The organism is Maridesulfovibrio frigidus DSM 17176 (genome assembly GCF_000711735.1).
GTDB classification, from domain to species: Bacteria; Desulfobacterota; Desulfovibrionia; order Desulfovibrionales; family Desulfovibrionaceae; genus Maridesulfovibrio; species Maridesulfovibrio frigidus.
Genome location: NZ_JONL01000003.1, coordinates 272853 through 294553 on the forward strand (window position 1 = coordinate 272853; position 21701 = coordinate 294553).

Sequence of the window (21701 nt, forward strand, 5' to 3'; positions counted from 1 at the left end):
ATATAGTGATCGAACTGAATAAAAGCTTAATAAAATAATAGCTATATTGAAGAAGTGAATTTCACAAGTGTGTAATAAAATTAGTGGGAGAAATGTATTTCATATAATCATCCTGCTGTCTGCTTATAAATCTGATCAATAGATTGAGCAATTCTCGATATAGTGAACTTTTCTTGGAGTCTTCTTTTTCCTGCCTGTCCATACCGCACGGCATCTTCGGGGTTTTTTAAAATATTTTTTATAGCACCGGCTAACGCTTCCGGAGATGCTGGAGGGACAACCAACCCTGTAACATCATTTTGATTGACCCAGCTTGTTCCAGAGCCGGGAATATCCGTACTTATCAATGGCACCCCATACTGCATGGCCTCCAGCAACACTATGCCAAAGGCCTCGCCTCTGTCCACGGATGGCAAACAAAAGGCCGTTGCTTGCTGCAGTAACTCGCATAATTTGCTGTCGGAGATATTACCGGGGAGATGAACGCGCTCAGTTAACCCGAGTTTTTTTATTCTATTACTAATTCTGGCGTACTCTGGACCGTCTCCTGCGATGATGAAATCAGCTTCAGGAACAAGAGCGGCCGCACGTACGAGGTTTTCGAATCCTTTATAAAAAGAGAATCTACCGACACTGAGAATTCGCGGGTTCTTTGTTTTATGGTATTGTCCATGAGTATATTTACTTTGATCGAGTCCAAGAGGTATAATTTCGCATTTGTCCTGCCAAGAGTTCAGCGTCCGGCTTGATTTCAGGTATGGAGGGGATGTGGCAATTATCCGGTTTGCTTTTGAAAGACATCTACTCTCAAACATTCGGTATGCAGGGTAGAGATTGTTAATCAAAGCGCTGGGTGACCCTTTTACATCGGCGTGCCAGTGGACAATATAAGGAATTTCGGAAGGGAAAAAATGGTTAAACAGAACTGCCGGATTTGGCAGATGAATATGGATAATCTGCGGACGCTGGAGTGAAATTATTTTCTTTAGATATATTGAAAAAAAAGGAGAAATAGGAGCAAACGCAGTGTTACAAATAGTACTGGCTCTAGTGATTTTGACACCGTCGATTTGACGGGTATCCGCTCTTTTTAAGGGGGTTGCGTGGTGGCATAGCACATTCACGCTGTGCCCCCGGTGAACCTGTTCAGTCGTTAGATCTCTAACAAATGTTTCTATGCCGCCTCTTTCAGGGTAGGAATACTTACTTATGTGAAGAATACGCATTTTTAAATTTTATGGCAGGCAGGATGTTAAATCAAGCCAAGTTTTAAGTATGGAATCATAAGTGGTGGCATAACGAGTCTTGAGTAATAAATAAAGATTTTAAACTACTAATTTTCGAGATAGCTCCCAGAATGATAAATAAGATTATATTTACTATAGTGACAATGTAAAATGTGCGTTATTAATTTTTTGTGGGTTTAGAAAAGTGTAGTGTATTGATTCGTTAATTTAAGATAAATCAGCATTACTAAAAAAATGGAGTTACTATGAGATATCTATTTGTTCTTATTTTTATAATGGGTTTGTTCGTAGGCTGTTCATCCCATAATCAGGCAGATTCAAATAATGACAACGCAACTCGAAGGCCTAAAACATCTACAATTGTAAATGATATTATCAGCCGAGGATCCCGAGCTCCATAAGAGTTTGAACCTTCAGGGTAGGGATACTTACTTATGTGAAGAATGCGCATTGTTTGAAGTTTTTACGATATGCAAAGGATTAAATCAAGCCAAGGTTTAAGTATGATTTATACAAGACCGCATCACGAGCTATAAGTGGTGAATAAAAGTATTCAATTGCTAAATTTTAAGATAATAAACGAGGTAATATTTAAAAAATAATGTTTAATTATTTATAAGTATTGACATTTAGGGGTTTCTCATGGTTATGAGAGATAGTTAATTTGAAGATAGCATAAATTTTATAATAAATAGGTTGTAGCTAGTATGAAGTACTTATTTTCCTTGATTGTATTATTGGCAACACTCACTGCCGTCTCCGCCTTTGCTGAGACTAATGGACAGCAGCAGGCTACTAGTGATGTTGTACGTTCAAGCAGTCAGGCGCTGAGTACTATGGTACAGGGACGAGTTGCTACAATTGCAGCACCTAAACCTGCTGGATTGAAAAAAGTTTCTCACAATCATATAGATGGCACTGGTAATATCGATATTGCCTTGAATGCTGAAGATTTGGGACTAGCCTCAGGAGAGGCAGCCAATGACTTTGGTGTTTGGGCTTTGGGATCTTATACACAATTTTCCAGCACTGCTGTCGGAGCCAAATATGACGCGGAAGCTTATAATTTCCTTGCAGGGGCTGATTGGCGTGCAACTCCGGAATTCCTAGTTGGATTAGCTGGTGGTTATGGTGCTCTCGATCTTGACAAAAAAGATTGGTCTGGCGGGACTGACACTGGAACTCTTAAAACTGAGTCTGAGTGGACTGTGATGCCTTACCTTGCTTATAATTTTACTGAAAACACCATATTGGATACAGCTTTCGCTTATACCAGCTCCCGCTATAAAGACAGCGATGGAACAAATACCGGAAAATATGATTCCAGTCGTTATTTGACTAACTTAGGTCTCTCTCAATATTTCATGCTTGATGAATGGACCCTTAGTGGTCGCCTCGGCTATATGTACGTAAGTGGTGACTTGGGATCCTATTCTCGCGGTGGTACTGACATTGCTAACCCAGATAGTTATTTAAGTCAGATGAACGTTGAAGCTAAGGCCGCTTATCTCTTTGACAGCTGGATTGAACCATACACTGCGTTACGTTACTATTATGACCTTGGAGTTTCAACTAGGCCTGTTGACTCGGATTATGATGAGTTCGAAGGTGTGCTCGGTTTAAACGTGTATGCAAGTGATGTGTGCACTCTCGGAGTCGAAGGTGGTGCAAGTGCAGGGCGTGCTAAGTACGAATCCTACCGGGGGCAAGCGACTGTCCGTTTTGAATTCTAAAACTACTTTTATAGCCTAATATAAAAGAAGTGGCTCTTTATGAGCCACTTCTTTTTTTTTGCGTAATCATAACGTGTCTCTACGACTTATTTATAAAGAGGGTGTAATGCAAAAATATAAAAATGTTGCTATAATAATACCCGCTCTTAATGAGGTTTTGACCGTTGCGAAAATAGTCAAAGAAGCACGAAGTTATGGATGTGACGTCTATGTGGTAGATGATAACAGCGAAGATGAAACGGCTGATGAAGCCCGCAGTGCCGGAGCTGAAGTTCTGATATTACCCTTTAGATCTGGTGCTTGGAATGCTGCACAAGCTGGAATGTTATATGCCATAAAGAAAGGTAGATATGACTTCTTTATAACGATGGATGCGGATGGACAGCATGAACCTGATCATATTCCGTTGTTGATGGATAGTTGCTCTTCGAGTAATGCAAATGTCGTGATTGGGAGCTGCGTACAACGTGGTAGCATAGCACGACGGATAACTTGGAGTGCTTTCTTTTTTCTTACACGGCTAAACATACATGACATGACTTCTGGATTTAAATTGTATGACAAAAAAGCTGTCGAAATACTTTTGTCTAAAGAAGCGGCTATGTTTGATTATCAAGATTTAGGTCCACTGCTTTTGCTTAGAAGAAAGCGTATTAAATGTATTGAAGTCCCTATCTCTATGTGTTCCAGGGAAAATGGTTGCTCCCGTATTTTTAATTCTTGGATATCTGTCTCAATTTATTTAATAAAAACTTGCGTATGGGTATTCGCTGATTGGATTTCCAAGTCAGGTTATTCTTCGGGTAAATGGACTGATTATGACTCTATTTGATCTTACCGCGCCCGCTATTTCTTTTTTCAGTGTATTAATGATCCTTTTGCTTGTCAGACGACAGCGGTTAGGAATATTTCATACAGTTTGGTGGTTGTTTGCCGTTTTTAGTATGCTTTCCATTGGTTTTTTTCCTTCGTTGGTAGACTGGATAGGACAATTATTAGGGATTCATTATCCTCCTGTACTGCCTATTATTCTGGCTCTTTGTTTTTTGTTTATCAAAGTATTAACAATGGATATTGAACGGACTCAACAAGAAATTAAAATTAGGATTCTTGCTCAAAAAATGGCAGCTTATGAAGCAGAGTTGCATAAATTAAAAACTGAAAGTTCAACTGAACAGTAAAAATTAAACTTCGTTAACAATGATGTGATCACTTCGTAGATTAACTCAAACCGATCTCCGTGGTTAGGGGGGAGGATGACTTTATTAAAAAATATTAATATTAATTTTCTGGCTTTATCGATCATTTTTTTGTTTTCATTTTCGGGTTGTACTTCTTTTTCTCCTCATTCATTTGCTGAGAAGCACGGCTTTTCTGAGCAAATTTTCGTGGCGAATACATTCGATATAACAGGATACTTACGAGGTAAGTCCTCAATCCTCCGTGTTTATTTTGAGGGGGACGGTAAAGCTTGGCTTTCACGAAGTCGACCTTCCAGCGATCCTACTCCACATAATCCTATCTCTTTTTATTTGGCCGCGGCTGATATCAATCCGGCAGTTTTGTATGTTGCCCGACCGTGTCAGTTTGTTAAAGATCAACATCGCAGAAACTGTGTTACACAGTTTTGGACATCGGCACGTTTTTCTGAACCTGTGCTGCATGATTTAAATCAGGTTTTAAATCAGGCAAAAGCAATAGCCGGGGCGCAACGTCTTGAATTGGTAGGCTATTCCGGAGGGGGGGCAGTTGCATTACTTCTGGCAGTACGGCGGAATGATGTTGATCTTGTGGTCACCATTGCTGGAAATTTGGATCACGCTTTTTGGACTAGCTATCATCATGTATCACCATTACGCGACTCGCTGAATCCAGCAGACTATGCGGTTCAAACTCAAAGTATCAAACAAATTCATATTGTAAGCTCTGCTGATTCTATCGTTCCTACTGCGGTCAGCAATAGTTATTTAAGTAAAATGAATGATACTAGTAAGGTTCAAATTGTCACGGTGCACGGAGTAAAGCATACGGACGATTGGAGTCAGATTGTCCCGAGTATTTTAAAAAAGATTGATCAACACAAATAGTGATTCATGAGAATTTTACGATTTACCACTACGACATGGGCGACTATCGCCATTGCAATATGCGCTGTAATTCTAAGCATGACTCTCGCCTTTCAGCACACACGATTACTCATAGAACAAGGTGTTCATGTGCAAGGGGTTCCTCTAGTTGGCAACAATGACGGATATTACTATTTGGATCAGGCATACACTTTGGCTGAGCAACATATTGGAATCGAAGGCGTAATTAACGATAGTCGACAGTCAATGCTGCTTCCGTATTTTCTTGCTGCAGTTGCAGGTCTTGATAAAATGCGATTACAAAGTATCGCCGCATATCTCGGTCCTATTTTAAGTTTATCTATGTTATTAGCAGTGCTTCCATGGGGCATAAAAATTCGCTCTCCTTTTGTTATGGGTGCCTCAGCTTTCCTTGCTCTCTTCGCTCCATATTGGGTAACGCGTACCCATGTCGGTTTTCTTGATACTGATAGCTTAGTTCCGGGATTGTGCCTCTTTGCTCTTTTTTGTGTTTTTCAATTTTCCACAAAAGAAGTTAAGCGGTGGTATTGGATCTCTCTATATGTGGTCATCCTCTTTTTTCTGTGGTTCTGGTGGCGTCCTGGGGCGTTACTTTCGGCAGGATTTATTATTTGCTACTTAGTTTATCCAACTGGGAATAGGCTCGATATTTCGCTAAAGATTTTTCTCTTGTGCGGTTTTATTGTTGCTGTAGGATTGATGATCTTTGGAGTTAAGCCCTTTTCACAATATGCGGAGTACATAAAAGATCATGTTTATCTTGCATTTGGAGGGTCAGCCAATTTTCTTTTAAGCTCCTCCATTATTGAATTGAGAGGAGTAGTCCTGTGGGAGTTGGGGCAAAAATCTCTTGGAAGTGGCTGGTTGTTGATTCCTGCTGTATGCGGAACAATTTGTTATTGTGTGCGTTATCGTACTAAAGCTATTTTTCTAACCTTCGCATGGTGTTTTGGGCTCGCATCAATGATTTCGCAAAGGTTCATTCCTTTGTTTGTACCCGTGGCCGCCTTTTTCACTGCATATTGTAGCATTGTTGTTTGTTCATGGGTAAGCAGTCAAATTGCGTTGCGATTCGCGCTACAAACGAACAAGATTGAATATTTATTAAAAGTAGCATGCTTACCCCTTTTGCTTGGATGTGTGTTTGTAAATGCCGCTACATATCAACCTAAAACATATTTCAGCCGAAATGATTTCGTGCTTGCTAAAAAAATTCGAGCCACATTCCCACCGAATACACTGATATGGACTTGGTGGGACTATGGATATTTTTTTAAATACCTTACAGGAATGGATGCTATTTTCGACGGTGGATCTCAAACAGAATTAACCTGTTTCACTGTAGCTTATCCGCTAATCCAGAAGGATATGGCTGTAGCAGCGAGTTGGATGAAATATTTTGCGGTTTCATCGCATAATCAACTAGATACAAATATGAAAAATGAACAATGGTCTGTTTTTTTAACTGATTTTACGCAAAAAAAAATGGGTACTGCTGAAATTTCTAATCGGCCAGTCGCGTTGTGTTTGCCTGCAAGAGTTTATACCACTAGCGGTTATTTGTACTCATTTGCTCATGTTTTTGAGTCTAAAACAACGCCAATTGTTAACCATTTGGATTTGTATTCAAAGAATGGGTTTAGATATGACTCCAGCACCAGTTCAGTGGAGGTTCCAGAAGAAATTATTATCAAGGGATACAATAGCTTTGGCGGAGTTCTGGACACAACCAATAAGATTCCTGAACAGATAGATTTTACCTCTATTCCAGATCCATATCTTGTATTTTCTGATAGCTCTAATTTTTTGGCAGTAACTGACCGGGTACTGGTTGAATCCGTACTGTTTCGTCTTTTAGGCTTGTTTAATGGTGATATAAGATACTTTTCACCTATTTTCTTTGATTATCGATTCGGTGGGATTTGGCTGGTGAATTAAGGAGAATTGAGTCTGCCATCATATAATACATTTTAATTGTATGATTTAGTTTCCATCTTTATTACTCAAAAAATAGTTGTGTTCAGTCAAGATGTTAGAATTAGTTTCCAACTTTATTTTTTAGCACGCTGAAATTTTAACCAGAAAAGGGGTCTGACGAGTATTTCAGTTTCCAACTTTATTACTCACCCACAATCAGTACCAAGAATACAGTATGAAATATTTCTTTTTAAGGTGTTGTTACGGATGAAGTCATACGAATTCCTCTGATAGGCAACAGGGCGAATGTAGCCTGTTGGGAATCTAATACTGCCTTCATCACAATTTCTGTCGCCAAGATAGTTAGTAACATCCTGCAATTTATCGCCTATCAACCTGGCCGTCTCACGTAGCTCTTTATCATTGCGGATCATGCTTCACCTCCATTCGTAAATTCATTTATCTCAGCTATCATATGCTGTACTGTGTTCAATATCGCCAGCAAGTTGATGTTTTTCTTGTGCTCACTACACGTCCTATCTGAATCTCTTTGACTAGGGTATTGGTTGAACAATCGCGTTTGGCTTGGAAGCGGGGCATGTTATTTTTTACCTTTTCGTAGATACTGAAAGTTAGTCATTCCGGCTTTATACCAAGTTTCAAACCCTAGATCATCCATAGGAACATGCTCTACTTGTTCGGCAAAGAAGGCCAATAAGCCTTCAAGATATTCTACAGAGTCGTCGACAATAGTATCAACAAATTCCATGAACCTTAGAAAGTCCGGCTGATATACAAGGTCAGTGTTGCTTTCGAAGTGTTTATGTACCCCTTCTCCGTTAACATAAGTGTTGATGGCCGTCTCCAATACGAAAAGATTCAGTAGCAATGGCGTTGCCTCATGCTCTGTGCTTACCACGCTTATCGTTTCCGGCCTCCATTCGAAGGTTTTGTTCATGAGGCCTTGTAATGTATGACTGGCGAATTTACTTCGGATGTAAACAACGAATTCGAGATCCTTTTGGATATTTTTAAAACCTGTCGAAAGATCCTGATGTTCCTTGTAAAGTGGGCGGAGCATCTTATCCAACTCTTGGATTTGAGACAGGGAAATAATCATTTGTTTGAAACTCACCCATCCTTTTGTGTCATTAGCTTTTAGGTAGAATACATCTTGAGCCAAGTTTTTCACGTCCTCATAGATGAGGCGAGTTGAGAGATACGGTGCTAGGTATTTAGTCATGTGAGATAGATACCATTAGAAGAGGAAATGAAAAAGCCCCAGCCGAGAGACTGGGGCTTAGGGGGAACAAGGGAGAATTCTCATATAGCAAATTGGTTTTATGGAGTGCTAATCCACCTTCTGGTATGCCTTGGGTGCAGCTCCGCAGATCGGACATTTTTCAGTGGCTTCGCCGTCCTGTGTGTGTCCGCACACGCTGCAAATATAAAATTCGGCTTCAGAAAATTTGTCGGTGTTCTCAAGAGCTTCGGTGTACAATGTCGCATGTACTTTCTCTGCTTCATTAGCAAAACCAAAATAGCGTAGAACGGCGTTTTCACCCTCTTCTTTGGCCTCTTCCATCATCTCAGGATACATCTTTTCAAACTCATATGTTTCGCCTGAAATTGCGACTTTGAGGTTGTCTTCGGTGGAACCGATGCCTTTCATTAGACGAAGATGCGCATGAGCGTGAATGGTTTCTGCGGCGGCTGCAGCACGGAAAAGCTTGGCTACGCCGGGCTTGCCTTCACGGTCTGCTTTTTCAGCGAAAGCGAGGTATTTACGGTTAGCCTGGGATTCGCCTGCAAAGGCCGTTGCGAGATTGTCAAGGGTTTTACTCATTGTTAGGTCCTCTTATTGTTTGGTGGTTGGATGGGTTGGCTTTAACCAATTGATGCAAGACAAGAAATATGTGTTCTACAAGGAAAATGTGCCGATTACTCTGAAACAATTGATGCAAGACAAGAAATATGTGTTCTACAAGAAGAATATGTCGATTACTCTGAAACCATTAATTTACATACACACTGGAAGTGTTCGACATATTATTATATTGTATAATTTTACAGATGTAGAATTCTGCGTCAGCGAAGGTGTCACCATCTGTTTTTAGTGCTGCTGTGTAGAGTTCTGCGTGAACTTTTTCAGCTTCATTAGCGAATCCGAAATAGCGGTGAACAGCTTTTTCGCCTTCAGCTTCAGCTTCTTTAATCATCTGTGGGTACATGGATTCGAATTCAAAGGTTTCACCTTCGATTGCGCCCTTGAGATTTTCTTCTGTAGTTCCGACTCCTTTCATCAAGCGAAGATGTGCGTGTGCGTGAATAGTTTCAGCTGCGGCAGCTGCGCGGAAAAGTTTAGCAACACCTGGTTTGCCTTCGGACTCAGCTTTTTCAGCAAATGCGAGATATTTACGGTTAGCCTGAGATTCTCCAGCAAATGCGTCCTGTAAATTTTTAAGTGTCTTAGTCATAATTAGCTCCGTTATTTTATGTAAAATTAATTTGAATTGATATTCCGTGCGTCTTTGAAGTTACTAGTAATTGTTATCGATAACTTTAGCAAGTAAAAAGTTAGAGTTTAGTAAAAAAATGTGCCGTTTGCGATCTTGAATAGATCTATTTCATTAAAGCGTCCAGATCGTGAAGATACTTTCCCCGAGGAAACTTCCTTTTATACCATTTAGTATATTCTACGGCTTTCTCTCGTTGCTTGAGCAGGTGGAAGCAGCGAACAGCCCCGAATAAAGCTTTTTCGAAATATGGCGTTCCTTGGTATTCTCGCAGGATCTTCCGATACGCCCTGAGCGCGCCATGCACGTCATTAAGTCGATATACATACAACCCACCGATCTGGAGTAGAATTTCTCCCTGCACAGCTTGGCGTTCGGTTAGATCTTCAGCGATAAGGAGGGCGGTCTCAGCATCCTCATGTCGGCCGGAGTCGGCAAGATAGTGGGCGTAATTAATGATCCAGCGGGCAAGGATTTCGTTAAGTAGGGCATTATCCTTTAACGATGAAGGAATTTCTATTGATGTAAGGGCTGATAGCGCACTGCGGGCTTCCGCCAGACCTGCCGATTTCGTAAATGGTGATGGAGGTAGCGCTCTGCGTTTTGCAAAGCTGGCGGTCATGTTCCCGGCTTCAAGGGGAATGGTCGTTTCACTTGTCACAACTTCGACAGCGCCTTCATCCAGAAAGTAAAAGCCTGTTTCGCCATTGTGAGTAATAGTTATATCTGTCCCACGGATACCTATAGCCCCTGTCGGAGTTTTTATATACGAACCTTTTCGTTTCTCTAGTATGGCCCGAGTTATACCGCGGAAAAGGGTGCCTATAAAATTGACTTCCGTTCCTGCTAGTTCGTTGCCAAGCATGAATTCGGTTTCTGATGCAAAACTCAGAATTGAATTATCGATAAGCCGAAGTATGGCTTTACCGTCTGCCCCCGTGCGCAAAATATCCCCGTTCACTACATTCTGTCCGACTCTTGCCTGCTTGAAGAAGTCTTGCCCGTTACGCCGCAGTTCCACTGTCCCGTAAATTTGCTCAAGTGAAGCTGTTTGAGATGCTGATACAGCAGGTACCCAGATTAGCAGCACGAGCATGATGGGTAATTGTATAATATATTTCATGGATACTTTTACCGTGTTCGAGGTTGGCGTAGGAATAAGATGATTTTACTGCCTGCTTATAAGGCTTCCATTAGCATATGATTTTTTACGTATGAGATATTTGTATTACTAAAGATATAACTTCCATCTGTCATTATAGGAATACATTTTATGTCTAGTTGTAAATATTTTTCCTTGTTGTTTGCTACTCCGATAAATAATTAGCGAAACTAATCTCCCTTTTTTATTAGCGGCTTATGAGACTTCCTACATTACATGACATCTACTTGAATGTTCTGTTTCATATTTGAATATTGTTCGTCTGTTTTTGGTGACATAAATATAGTATCACCTTATTAAAATATAGATATAATGTTGACATATAGACTGAAGCTCTGTTAGTCGTCTTTTACTCGTTTTTATAAATAGGTGTGTTAATGTTTTTTGACGCATCTTTTTATTAAAAAATATTGTGATTTACTGGTAATTATTTATGGTTTCAAATTAAGTTTTCTATTCGGTTTTTATAATATTAGTGTTTATAATCGGGGTCTTGCAAGTTATGTTATTAAGTTCAGCATGCGAAAGTTTCATCAAATATAAATTGAGTTCAATCTCAATTTGTATTTTCATTGCTGTATTTAATGCAATAAATTGTTATGCCTCTAATTCGTGTGATGAATATGTGTTTTACGTAGAATCTACTTCGAGGTCTGAGCAAGAGGCAGATCAAATTGCCAATGGCATTATTGGGGCCCTTCAAGGAAGCAGGGGGGGGAGAGTTTCATTCGCTCTTAAATATCTTAAGAATGTGCCGGGTAACGAAAGCCGTGTAATATCCTATGCAAGTTATGATTGTGTAGCCCTGTCTATGGTTACTAAGTCTGAGCTTGTTAAAGCTATTACTGCTATTTCGACTGAAGGCGGGCTAAAAGAAAATCTTTCGACTTATAAACAATTGGGCAGAAGTTTGCTTGTGGAATCTGCCGATGAAAATAAAAAGGTTTACGCATTCTATTCTTTCATATGTCCCTTCGATAGTGAGGTCGCTTTTCAAGCTAAAGCTAGCAACAGTGTCCTCGAATTTCGTAGTAACGCTATTCGAATTTCTGCTAGGCAAAATATTTTTGTTCGTAAAATCGACGTAGGCTGGTCCGATGGGGCTGTAGCGGAAGCAAGTATATCCGCTATGTTTAGCAATTCCACTGCTGATCAGGTGGTTGTTTTAGATAACAAATCTGAGATTGAAAATAAGGCTCATGTTTCCCCTCGGTTTGAACGCACTACGGTTAAGATTCCCTTCACGGCTGCTCCGAAAAAGAAGGTGAAGAAAGCCTCTCCTAAAGGGAAGGACATCATCTCACCTATGGTTCCCGCAAAGGTTAAGACAGCTCCCGTTAAGACTCCCCCAGCGAAGCTTGCAAAATCTACTGAAGCTAAGACGGCTAAGTTTGAAAAAAGCAAAGAAATTGTAATAAATAAACCAATTGAAAAAGATCCGAGTGTGAAAGAGTCGCAGGAGTTGTGGGTTCCTGTTGAGATTGATGATGCCGACTATTCTACTTACTTTGCAATAACAGCAGAGTATTGCGGTGTGGATCAACTTTTGAAAGTTAAATTTGGACAGATAACTAGTTCAGCCCTAGAGAGAGCCATATTGGTCGTAACATTGAAAGATGGAACGTCAGAGAAAGCGCTTATTGGAGGGGATATTGTATTTAAAGGTGTGAGGTCTGGTGTAGATATAGAGGGGCGCTTTGAGGAGGGCGTTAGGTACGAATCTGAAGATTACACATATTCATTTAATGCGACGTTTAGGATTAAGGGGAATTGACGTGTGGAAAGAATATAGGGTCATGAGGGCGGAGTTTAAAGAGTGTTGGAGAAAAACTGTCAAAAAAGATTGGCTGAAAAGTCTGTGGTTTTTTGGGGTGTGGTTGCCAAGTTGTCTTTACAGTCATAGATTTGGGTTTTCGCGTAATAATAAAGAGTTTTCTAAATGTCTTCCTATGATCTTAACAATTTCCTTACAACTTGTTGTCGTTATTTTTATCACTGTCTCAATATTGTTCTATTCTTCTACGTATTATACTAAAAAAATTGAAAGTACAGAGTTTAAAGTTGATGGCCTGGCCCCAGAATCTTCTAATTTAAAATCGTACGTAAAAGATGTTGTAAATGGATTGTTAACTGATGTTAGTCGTTTAAAAGGAAGTGATACTGGACCTAAAAATGAGTTCATTATTGACAAGTTAACTAAACTTGAACTGAACTATAAATTTAATTCGAAGACTACCTTGGCTGTTATAGGGGATATTAAATATGGCAAAGATCAGGTTAAGGGCAATTTTTTTTTACAGGAAAAGTGCACCATGGATAGCTCCATATTTAAAAGCTCTAAAGAGAATGGAGGGGGGCTGCAAATTAGTGTTAGAGGATTAGGTAAAAGCATTGCTGAAATTGCACAGCTGTTTTTGAAAGCTTGTGGGGAGGATGCTTCAATGGCAATTTCTTTACGCAGCAATTCGACTGGCTTAGAAATGAAAAATGATAATTATATTGGAATTAATGATTTTCATATACGTGAAATAGTTTCCGGAAGTAAACATTTTGATTTCGTTTTCAATAATGGCAGTACCTATTTTTTTGAAGGTGAAAAATCTCCATTTTTCTCTAACTTTACAGAGTGCGAAATTATCGTTCCGAGAGAATTTATTCAGTTCAAAAGTACTCGTATAAAGGATGCCGTGCGTGAGGATGGTAGTGTTTCTGCTATAAACAAGGCGATAATGTATAATCCATTTCTTAGCTCTGATAATTTTTTAGTTCGAAGTTCTCCTCTATGGTTTATATTGACACTTGTCTTTGCACTGATGGGTAGCGTTTTTGCAGCATATACAAAGGAAAAAATGTCCTATGTGTATGAATGCAAAGAGCATTGTAAACGAAGAGTTGTATATTTACTCATAGTTCCCATTTTTGGGTCTTTAGGGTTGTTTACTAGTGTTGGACATTACATTTCGCAAGATTATAAACATATTCTGTTTACTGGTTTTAAATTGAATTGGGAAAGCTTTGTGCTTGATCTTTGGACTTGGAGTAGTGATTCCTCTTTGCTATTTATTTTGAAAATGTGTTTGCCAGTGGTAGTAGTGGCCCTATTACTTTGTTGGAAAAAAAGTGTTGGACGCACTCTAGTTCATGATTTTGATTTCAAGTGCAAAGGAATTTGTTCTCGCAACAGTGATAGTTCTGCAAATAAAAAATCGTGGTGCCATGAAAAAAAAAGGGTTGGAAAGTTATACCGTATATTGGGAAATCAGAAAAAATAGGCAGGAATAAGAAATGAAAAAACTACTAATCATATTGGTGTTCGTGCTCATAACAGGTTGTGGCCTAAAGAATAATAAAGGCCCCTCTCAGCAAGATACGAGCAAAATATCCAGTGATGAAATTGTCGATTATGAGTTTGATCTTGATCGTAAGAAAATCTGGCTTGATGAGTTTCTAGAAACTTCTATGGCAATCAGGTCTGTCACACAGAACTTGTATCTCCATAATCAGACTGATTATCGGGATAGTATGGCTATCCAGAGCGACATCGTTTTCGATAAGCTTCTTTTTAGTAATGAGGCATACGAAGAAGTTGTGCAAAATCAGACACAAGGTCTTCGGGATCAACTTATTAAAGCATTGCTGATGGTGGTCCAGATACAGATTGATACTGCTGGCCCTGCTGCAGAAACAGAATCTGCACAAAATAAGAAAGCCAGAGCTAATCTTGAACAATTGGATGATCTCGCAGGTAAAAGAGTTGATTTAGATATTACTGGGTTGGGTCTTGAATGCGGCGAGTTGCAGAAATGTATTTCAGAATTTGAAACCATCACAGATAATCGTAAATAGGAGTGGGGAAATGTTCTCTAACATTGTTTCTAAGCTCGCCGCAGCGGTGAGTTATTCATCACCTTTTCTGCAATTTTGCGTGTTCTTTGGTATAGGGCTTGTTATATTCTATGGGGTCGTAGTGCTTTTTAATGTCAACTTCGATATAGATAGAGTCGATGAAAAAGAGCTAGAGGCAACAGTTGATACTTCTGATTCTTTGTCTACTGCGGTGCAGAAAGCGTATTATCAATCTTTATGTGATGAGCTGGAAAATGCTGACCGGGGTGGCTGTGAGTACTACTTTGACAGTGATTCGAAGTCTTCATCGAAAAAAATGGTGTCTCCGATCAGTAAAGCCCAAAAACGTAATTCTGCTAAAAATACCGCAAAATTAAATATTAAAGCCAAGGATGATAATTCAGAGCGGCAAGTCACTGAACCAGTACAAAATATTGTAAAAATTTACACAAAGCAATATGTGCAAAAGCCGCCACATTTTTTCGTGAATGATGCTGTTTGTCAGTATGGGCTAGATTTTTTTGAAAAAAACATTCTTGAACCATATGAAAGCATAACGAACTTACTTCCTCCTCTTGGTTTTTTGGGAACGATACTAGGTATGACCATGCTGTTTATAAATAGCGAAGGCGGAATTAAATCCAATTTGAGTTCATCAGGAATGGGGACAGCTCTCCTAAGTACGATACTTGCGCTCTTAATGTATGTAATCTTTGAGTGGCGTAAAGTCCGTATGCAGCGCAAGGCCGTTGAGTGCATAAATTCAACATTAATTAAAATTACCATGAGATATCCCTCTAATTAGGTGACCAAATGCGACATAAACCTAGTCTTATATGGATTTTTTCATTTGCCGATTTGGCCTTTCTGTTAGTTTTGGCTTTGTCCGTTTTACCAACAGCAGATGTTGATTATACAGAGTTGAAGCTGACAAAAGTCGCCGGGTATGAGCAGCAGCAAGCAGCTTCAGGGAAGGTTAAACAATGGCGCATATATGTATCTGATAATGCTGAATCTAAATGGCCTGTTGCTTTGGAAGAGTGGGATGGGAGCGGTAAAAAGTGGATGCCACGGAAGGATATTGACTCAGATGTAAAGTTTGAGGATGAGCTTCACGTGTTGAAAGACAAGAATATTGAACCTGAATTTCTGGCAGCTGAAAATTCCAAAACAGGCGTGATGCTACGAGCTCTGTCCATAATACAAAAGGTTTGGCCGAATGTTGAAATTTTTACCACTGTGAAAACAGCAAAGTTGCAAGAGTAGTGCGTGTCGATGATTTATAACAATTGGGCATTGAATAGATATTCCCGTGGTGCGGGGAATGTGATGCTTTCTCTTTCTGCCGAAGTCGACTCCGCTGTTTCGAAGAATCCTTATAAGGTTTCTATCGCGAAAAATGCGGAGCAGTACTCATTCCTTATTTCAACATTGTGTTTCATTGTTTTTGTTCTGTTTTACATTTTTGCCGATCCTTTTATGGTTACAGAACCTAAAAAAATTCCTTCTACCATGATGGCGATGACCATTGTAGAAAGTCCTGTGCCTAAGGTGTCCGCGCCTACGCCCGCCAGCAGTACACAAAGTAATAAACTTGAAGATAAGCACGAGACTCAATCGCCAAAGACGGTAGAGCCTCTCGTGGATGTCGCGATAAAGACTCCTACTGAGGAAATCGAAGATGCCGCTAAACCAGATGATCAAAATAAAATTCCTGAGAACATAGAATCTCAAATTGCCCAGAATGAACAGCCTCCAGTGCAAGAGCTGGTGCTGCCTCCAGCGCAGAAGGTTACTCCCATTTTGTCTCAAGTTAAGAAGAGGACGCGGCCTACTGCAACTAGAAAAGTTGTTGTGCGAAATAAAGCTCCGTTCCCTTCAGCTCAATTACCGGGCGAACAAGATTCTCTTGAGATTGCTAAATCTATGAGAACTAAATCTGCTGCCAGACAAATCTCAGAGGTAGAAAGTTTACAACCTGTTTCGCGAGGTGTTTTGAATAATTCTGACACATCCGAAGTCGGATTAATGGCTCCGGTGAGGCGGGTGAGGCGTCCGGCTTCTACTGGTAGAAAGGCTGTAGATTTAAGTCGTGGAGGAATAGAAGTTTCGGATAGTAAAATAGATTCCGGTGGGGGATTAAAGGTCATTTCAAAGGCAAGAGCTTCTAAATCCGTAGCAGGACGAAGCATTACCCTGCCGAAGGGTGAAAGTGCAGCTCCGCCTTCACTTGGAAAAGCTATTTCCGGCGGATCGCTCGCAGAGGCTCCTTTACGGTCATCTAAAAAAAGCCCTTCGAAATATCGGATAGCAGACCGCGATGATCTCGAAGGTCCGATTGGCGCAGACTTAAGCAAATCTCTTGTAAATTTGGGTGGATCGTTGACCACGAAAAAAACAAAAGATGCTGAAATATCTTTTCGTGAGCTGCCTATTTGTAGCAATCGGAATGAAGCGGACGATTTGATGAGCCGGATAGTTTCGATTTTAATCGATAATCCAGATATTGAAGGCTGTGAGTTTTCATCACACAAGTTTTCGTTTGAAGGAAAGACTAATAAATTTTCTCTTTCCATTAAGCATCCTTCAAGTGAAAAGAAATATTATGAAAACCGATGTGTGTTTCTCGAAAATGCTTTGAAATGTTTAGAAAAAAAGACAAGAGGCGAATGATGAAAAAATATTTAATAATTATATTTGTAATGTGTTTGAGTCTTATTTTTGCATTTTCTGCATGTGCTGACGGTGGATATTGGGATTCTTTCCTTGATGACGCGTATGTCTATACGGTTACAAGTAAAGAAAATTTGAATTCAGAAGTGCTGCAGCGTGAAAAAGAATATATCACAACACTTAAGCAACATAACAGTGTTTTGATAGCTGAGATTACAGGCAAGGATGCTTCAAGTGCAGAGGTAGTTATCGATAAGGGTGACATTAAAACAGGATTGCCGACCAAAGAATATTTTAGAGCGGCAGTTGGTCAGTTTATAGAATACCTCCTGACAAGCCGGGAATCTTATTTAAATAACGCAATTGTTTTGATAGAGAAAACCAGTCCTTCGTTTGGTATTAAAAAGGATTATTTATTCTGGTCGCATTTTATAAATGCTCACAAGTATCTTGCAATGAAAAACAAAGATAAATTTGTTGGTTCTATATACGCGTTGTGGACTGATATTTTAATACCGTTTCAAGTTCAAAAGAAAGAGGGGCTTGCTGCAACATACTCAAGCGCGGCTGATCTGGATTATTATAGTCAGAACGTGTTGAACCTCGTGGTAGACCGCGCTGTGGTGGATCGTAAATTGTCAGGGCTTTATTCACTCGGTCCCATTGTGGAAAATGTTACCGATATGCTCAGCGAGGGAGGAGTTAAAAAATATTATGAATCTGTAACTAACGGGTTTGACGGCAGAGGGTCCGATTCTACTAACATAAATTTCACAATCGCCTTTAATAAGGGACTGGATAGTGTGAATAATTTTGTGGGGGCCACAACTGCAGCAGACGCGGAGGTTGAGCTGAAAGAGGCTCTTGAGCTTTTGACCCTGGCTTACAAGTGGTCGGGCACTGCAAAAGGAAAGGCTGCTGTTCTATCGACCGAAGCTGGTGTCTTAACTAAGGTCTGGGCGAGCAGAGTTGAGAATAGAAAAGAAGTAAATTCATCTTTTTTTAAACGAAAATTGCTTACTATCAGCCAAAAGAATATTGATAGCAGTTTAATGCTTTTCAGAAATCTTGCTACCCCTGTTGGGCAGCGCGATTCTGTAATGCGTGATAATGGTTTTGTTACGGAAGAGGGTTATATCAGTACATTGAAAAAAATGTGGCAGGCGAGCAGTTATCTGGTTGCTTTTCAAGCAGCTTGTTTGGAAAAATCAGAAGTAACTGCGGATAGAGAATGGGCGAAATCAAACCATGCTGAGCAGATCATTTTTGCGAATCCGTACCTGACCGATAAGTTGTATTCCGACCTTGTTCCCTACACAACTTTCTTTACTCTCTCTAACAGTGCAGGGAGTTTGGCCGCATCGAGCTTAGAAGGAACCCTACTTATTCCAACCAGCGAATTGTTGGCATATTCGTTTTATCTTCGAGCTTATGCGGCAAAGTTGAATCCAGTAAATCTCGGCTCGTTGGTTCGTTATGCAAGGCAATTTCAGCCTGAAGTTAGTGGAGACCACCGCTTTAATGATCTGTTTAGACCTCTGGGCGATATAATCTCTAAGAGTATCCAGAGCTGTAGCTCTGTAGATTCTTATTCTTCATACAAGGAATCTATTTCTTCATTAGGTGAGCAGGTTCCTGTTTTTTATGGAAGAATACTGCAAGTTGCTGATCAAGTCTCCGGCAGCAGTGATGCTGAAATTGTTAAAAATGCAATCATTTTGACAAATGTTTATAATGAGTTTGCTGAAGCTAAAAACCCACAAATTGCAAGAAAGATGCTTGTTAAATTTTGTGCGGATGGCGGCTTAAATGAGCCACTGAGTGTATTTTCTAAGGTGATTGGCTCAGGTGATTATGCAACGCTGGCTTCATCCGGTGGAATTAAGCGCAAGCTTGAATTTGACGACTATACTAAGCTACAGAGAAAACTACAGGGTGACTTGAATAGCGAGTTGCATATTTTTCTTAAGGAGCTCTATTATACTCAGGAAAATAAGCTGGCTGATCCGCGATATAGGAAAATTAAGAATATAAATCAGCATGTTCTTGAGGCGGTCAAAGCTGTTTCCAAGAATAGCGTAAAACGATAGAAGTATAAATCGGTGAATCAAGAAAAGCCCCTAGCTTAACAGTTAGGGGCTTTTCTTGTTTAGGTTGCTTGATTTATAATGTAGAGAAAATCCAAGAAACCTGATGTTTATTGAATGAAATAGAATACTTTCACGAAGGACTTGTCATGAGCTTGGAACTGTTTGCCATTATTGCTTTGATTTTTCACCTATTAGGACTGCTCAGCGCGATTACTGCTATTATGGAATCCCGGACTCCACAGGGAGCGGTTGCTTGGGTGCTTGCTCTTATTATGATTCCGTATGTAGCCTTGCCTGTTTATTGGATATTTGGCCGCAATAAGTTTCATGGCTTTGTGAACTTGCTGAGAGTTAAGCATGCTCTTAGCAGTGAAGCTTCAAAGGAATATTTTCAGAAGCTAAGGGATAATGATTTGTTGGTATCGCCTGAGCGCGATGCTTCGTTACCAATTGAGAAGATTGCAAAGCTTCCGTTTACATCAGGTAACAATGTCGAGTTACTGGTAGACGGCAAAGACACCTTTGATTCCATTTTTGAAGGTATTGCGCGGGCAAAGAAATATGTGCTCGTTCAGTTTTATATTGTTAAGGCGGATGGCTTGGGAAATGAGCTAAAAGACCGTTTGATAGCGAAGGGACGAGAAGGGGTGGAAGTTTGTTTTCTATATGATGAAATCGGCAGTATCGGTTTGCCTGATGAATATTTAGAGGAGCTTCGTTCCGCTGGTGTTAAGGCCTTTAAATTTAATACGACCAAAGGGCGCGCGAACCGATTTCAGTTAAATTTTAGAAATCATCGCAAAATTGTTGTTGTTGATGGTCTTGAAGCTTGGGTCGGTGGACATAACGTAGGGGATGAATATCTTGGGCAGGCTGCCGGTTTAGACGATTGGCGCGATACTCATATCCGGATAGCTGGGCCTGCGGCGCAGTCTATTCAGGTTTCGTTTTACGAAGATTGGCACTGGGCTAGTGATGAGCTGCTCGAACTCAATTGGTCTCCGTCCGCTGCTACTAGCGGGAAGAACATCTCCGCGCTGGCACTTCCTTCCGGTCCGGAAGATAGTTTCGAGACCTGCACTTTGTTTTTTATGAAATGCATTCAGAGCGCAAAGGACAGATTATGGATTGTAAGTCCTTACTTTGTGCCGGACGAGCAGTTTATTACCGCACTCCATTTGGCTGTCTTGCGTGGGGTAGATGTGCGGATATTGATACCTCGTAAAACTGATAACCTGCTGGTGACGTTAACTCATTGGGCTTACGTTGAAAAAATGCAGGAGATCGGAGCTAAGGTTTATTGGTATGATAAGGGGTTCCTACACCAAAAAGTTGTACTCATTGATGATGACTATGCAACTATTGGAACTGCCAATTTTGATAACCGCTCGTTCAGATTAAATTTTGAAATTACTGTTGTGGTTGCGAGCGAAGGTTTTAACCGTGAAGTAGCTGGTATGCTTGAGAACGATTTTAGTCACAGCGCGCTTGTTACTGAAAAAGAAGTGAAGGAGCAAAGTTCGTTCATCCGCTTATTTGTCCGAGTTGCGCAACTGACAGCGCCAATTCAGTAAGGTTTCAGGGGTAGTTTATTGTAAGATTGAGTTAAACTCTTTTGGGTTATAGCGTTTCTAGTTTGCATAAATATTATTTCTTGTTTGGAGTGTGAAGACTTATGGAATTTCGTCATTTTATTATTACGCGGTTCAACGTAAAAATATGGCCTATGCCTTTTCCCAAGCGTCTTGAAATATCATGGCTTGCTGAAAGGTTTGACCTATTTCAAAAATATTGTTTTCCCACTGTTTCATCTCAACTTAATCAAGATTTTACATGGCTGGTGTTATTTGATGAAGAAACACCCCCACTATATCGAAAAATAATCAAAGCCTATGCTCGTTACGAAAACTTCACGCCTGTTTTCTGTGGTGAATTTGATACAGTTATGCCGCAGGTTAAAGACATTATTAAGAGCATGGCGGAAGATGTAGATTGGATATTGACCACACGCCTGGATAACGATGATGCCTTGTCTGCTAAATATGTCAGATGTTTACATTCCATTGTAAAGTCTATGAATGAAACCGATTTAGGTGATAAGGAAGCTCTATTTATAAACTTCGCTAAAGGATTGCAGCTTTCGAAGGGTGTTTTTTATGACTTCGAAGACGTTACAAATGCCTTTGTCAGTTTGATTGAAAAAAGAGAGAATTTGAATACTGTTTTTTGGGTGGATCACCCTGCCATTCACGATGTTGCACCGGTTATGCAGATTAAAACTTACCCGCTGTGGCTTCAAATTGTACATGATATAAATGTTTATAATTATGTTCGTGGCGAGGAAATGGACGCTAGCAAATATATGAGTGATTTTAAGTGTGACTTTTCCTAGTTCTTTTGATTATATTT

General features: G+C 40.0%; 20 protein-coding genes. 14 read left to right on the forward strand and 6 right to left on the reverse strand.

The features are described from left to right. Positions 1 to 107 precede the first annotated feature (107 nt). On the reverse strand, positions 108 to 1226 hold the full coding sequence (locus BR06_RS0108545) for a glycosyltransferase (RefSeq protein WP_084154075.1): 1119 nt from the start codon (positions 1224 to 1226) through the stop codon (positions 108 to 110). Positions 1227 to 1954: 728 nt separating this feature from the next. Here BR06_RS0108545 and BR06_RS0108550 point away from each other — a divergent pair. The 5 genes from BR06_RS0108550 (at position 1955) to BR06_RS0108570 (ending at position 7026) form a co-directional block, all read left to right on the forward strand. Continuing rightward, positions 1955 to 2980: an autotransporter outer membrane beta-barrel domain-containing protein gene (locus tag BR06_RS0108550; RefSeq protein ID WP_031482053.1), complete on the forward strand. Its 1026-nt coding sequence runs from the start codon at positions 1955 to 1957 to the stop codon at positions 2978 to 2980. A gap of 106 nt (positions 2981 to 3086) precedes the next feature. Then, complete coding sequence (locus BR06_RS0108555; protein WP_031482054.1) at positions 3087 to 3812, forward strand: glycosyltransferase family 2 protein; 726 nt, start codon at positions 3087 to 3089, stop codon at positions 3810 to 3812. After that, entirely contained in the window at positions 3799 to 4161 is a 363-nt protein-coding gene (locus tag BR06_RS0108560) for a DUF2304 domain-containing protein (RefSeq protein ID WP_031482055.1), read from the forward strand. Before BR06_RS0108555 ends, BR06_RS0108560 begins: the two co-directional genes overlap by 14 nt. 75 nt (positions 4162 to 4236) lie before the next feature. Next, positions 4237 to 5067, forward strand: a complete 831-nt coding sequence (locus BR06_RS0108565) for a dienelactone hydrolase family protein (protein ID WP_031482056.1) — start codon at positions 4237 to 4239, stop codon at positions 5065 to 5067. 129 nt (positions 5068 to 5196) lie between these two features. After that, positions 5197 to 7026: a hypothetical protein gene (locus tag BR06_RS0108570; protein WP_031482057.1), complete on the forward strand. Its 1830-nt coding sequence runs from the start codon at positions 5197 to 5199 to the stop codon at positions 7024 to 7026. Between the two features lie 185 nt (positions 7027 to 7211). Here BR06_RS0108570 and BR06_RS0108575 read toward each other — a convergent pair whose 3' ends face one another. From BR06_RS0108575 to BR06_RS19695, 5 genes are all read right to left on the reverse strand, one after another. Beyond that, positions 7212 to 7439, reverse strand: a complete 228-nt coding sequence (locus BR06_RS0108575; RefSeq protein ID WP_031482058.1) for a hypothetical protein — start codon at positions 7437 to 7439, stop codon at positions 7212 to 7214. A 167-nt stretch (positions 7440 to 7606) separates the two neighbouring features. Further along, positions 7607 to 8248, reverse strand: coding sequence for a hypothetical protein (locus BR06_RS19690; RefSeq protein WP_051676973.1), 642 nt, complete (start codon positions 8246 to 8248; stop codon positions 7607 to 7609). Positions 8249 to 8356: 108 nt separating this feature from the next. After that, a complete protein-coding gene (locus BR06_RS0108585; RefSeq protein WP_031482060.1) occupies positions 8357 to 8851 on the reverse strand; it encodes a rubrerythrin family protein in 495 nt (164 codons plus the stop codon). 169 nt (positions 8852 to 9020) lie between these two features. Continuing rightward, positions 9021 to 9482, reverse strand: coding sequence for a rubrerythrin family protein (locus tag BR06_RS0108590; RefSeq protein ID WP_051676974.1), 462 nt, complete (start codon positions 9480 to 9482; stop codon positions 9021 to 9023). A gap of 145 nt (positions 9483 to 9627) precedes the next feature. Beyond that, on the reverse strand, positions 9628 to 10644 hold the full coding sequence (locus BR06_RS19695) for a FecR domain-containing protein (RefSeq protein WP_051676975.1): 1017 nt from the start codon (positions 10642 to 10644) through the stop codon (positions 9628 to 9630). A 664-nt stretch (positions 10645 to 11308) separates the two neighbouring features. Here BR06_RS19695 and BR06_RS0108600 point away from each other — a divergent pair. The 9 genes from BR06_RS0108600 to BR06_RS0108640 all read left to right on the forward strand — a co-directional run bounded on the left by BR06_RS0108600 (position 11309) and on the right by BR06_RS0108640 (position 21684). Beyond that, positions 11309 to 12457: a hypothetical protein gene (locus BR06_RS0108600; protein ID WP_156952688.1), complete on the forward strand. Its 1149-nt coding sequence runs from the start codon at positions 11309 to 11311 to the stop codon at positions 12455 to 12457. Position 12458: 1 nt separating this feature from the next. Then, on the forward strand, positions 12459 to 13955 hold the full coding sequence (locus BR06_RS0108605) for a hypothetical protein (protein WP_031482064.1): 1497 nt from the start codon (positions 12459 to 12461) through the stop codon (positions 13953 to 13955). 13 nt (positions 13956 to 13968) lie between these two features. Next, positions 13969 to 14529 carry a hypothetical protein gene (locus tag BR06_RS0108610; protein WP_031482065.1) on the forward strand — a complete coding sequence of 187 codons (561 nt, stop codon included), beginning with the start codon at positions 13969 to 13971 and terminating at the stop codon, positions 14527 to 14529. A gap of 10 nt (positions 14530 to 14539) precedes the next feature. Next, on the forward strand, positions 14540 to 15334 hold the full coding sequence (locus tag BR06_RS0108615; protein ID WP_031482066.1) for a MotA/TolQ/ExbB proton channel family protein: 795 nt from the start codon (positions 14540 to 14542) through the stop codon (positions 15332 to 15334). 8 nt (positions 15335 to 15342) lie between these two features. Next, complete coding sequence (locus BR06_RS0108620; RefSeq protein WP_031482067.1) at positions 15343 to 15795, forward strand: hypothetical protein; 453 nt, start codon at positions 15343 to 15345, stop codon at positions 15793 to 15795. Positions 15796 to 15798: 3 nt separating this feature from the next. Beyond that, on the forward strand, positions 15799 to 17202 hold the full coding sequence (locus tag BR06_RS0108625; RefSeq protein ID WP_156952689.1) for a hypothetical protein: 1404 nt from the start codon (positions 15799 to 15801) through the stop codon (positions 17200 to 17202). Beyond that, positions 17202 to 19292, forward strand: coding sequence for a hypothetical protein (locus BR06_RS0108630; protein ID WP_031482069.1), 2091 nt, complete (start codon positions 17202 to 17204; stop codon positions 19290 to 19292). The genes BR06_RS0108625 and BR06_RS0108630 overlap by 1 nt, the downstream gene beginning before the upstream one ends. A 146-nt stretch (positions 19293 to 19438) precedes the next feature. Further along, a complete protein-coding gene (cls, locus tag BR06_RS0108635) occupies positions 19439 to 20866 on the forward strand; it encodes a cardiolipin synthase (protein ID WP_031482070.1) in 1428 nt (475 codons plus the stop codon). A 101-nt stretch (positions 20867 to 20967) separates the two neighbouring features. Continuing rightward, entirely contained in the window at positions 20968 to 21684 is a 717-nt protein-coding gene (locus BR06_RS0108640; RefSeq protein ID WP_034602942.1) for a glycosyltransferase, read from the forward strand. The last annotated feature ends 17 nt before the right edge of the window (positions 21685 to 21701 follow it).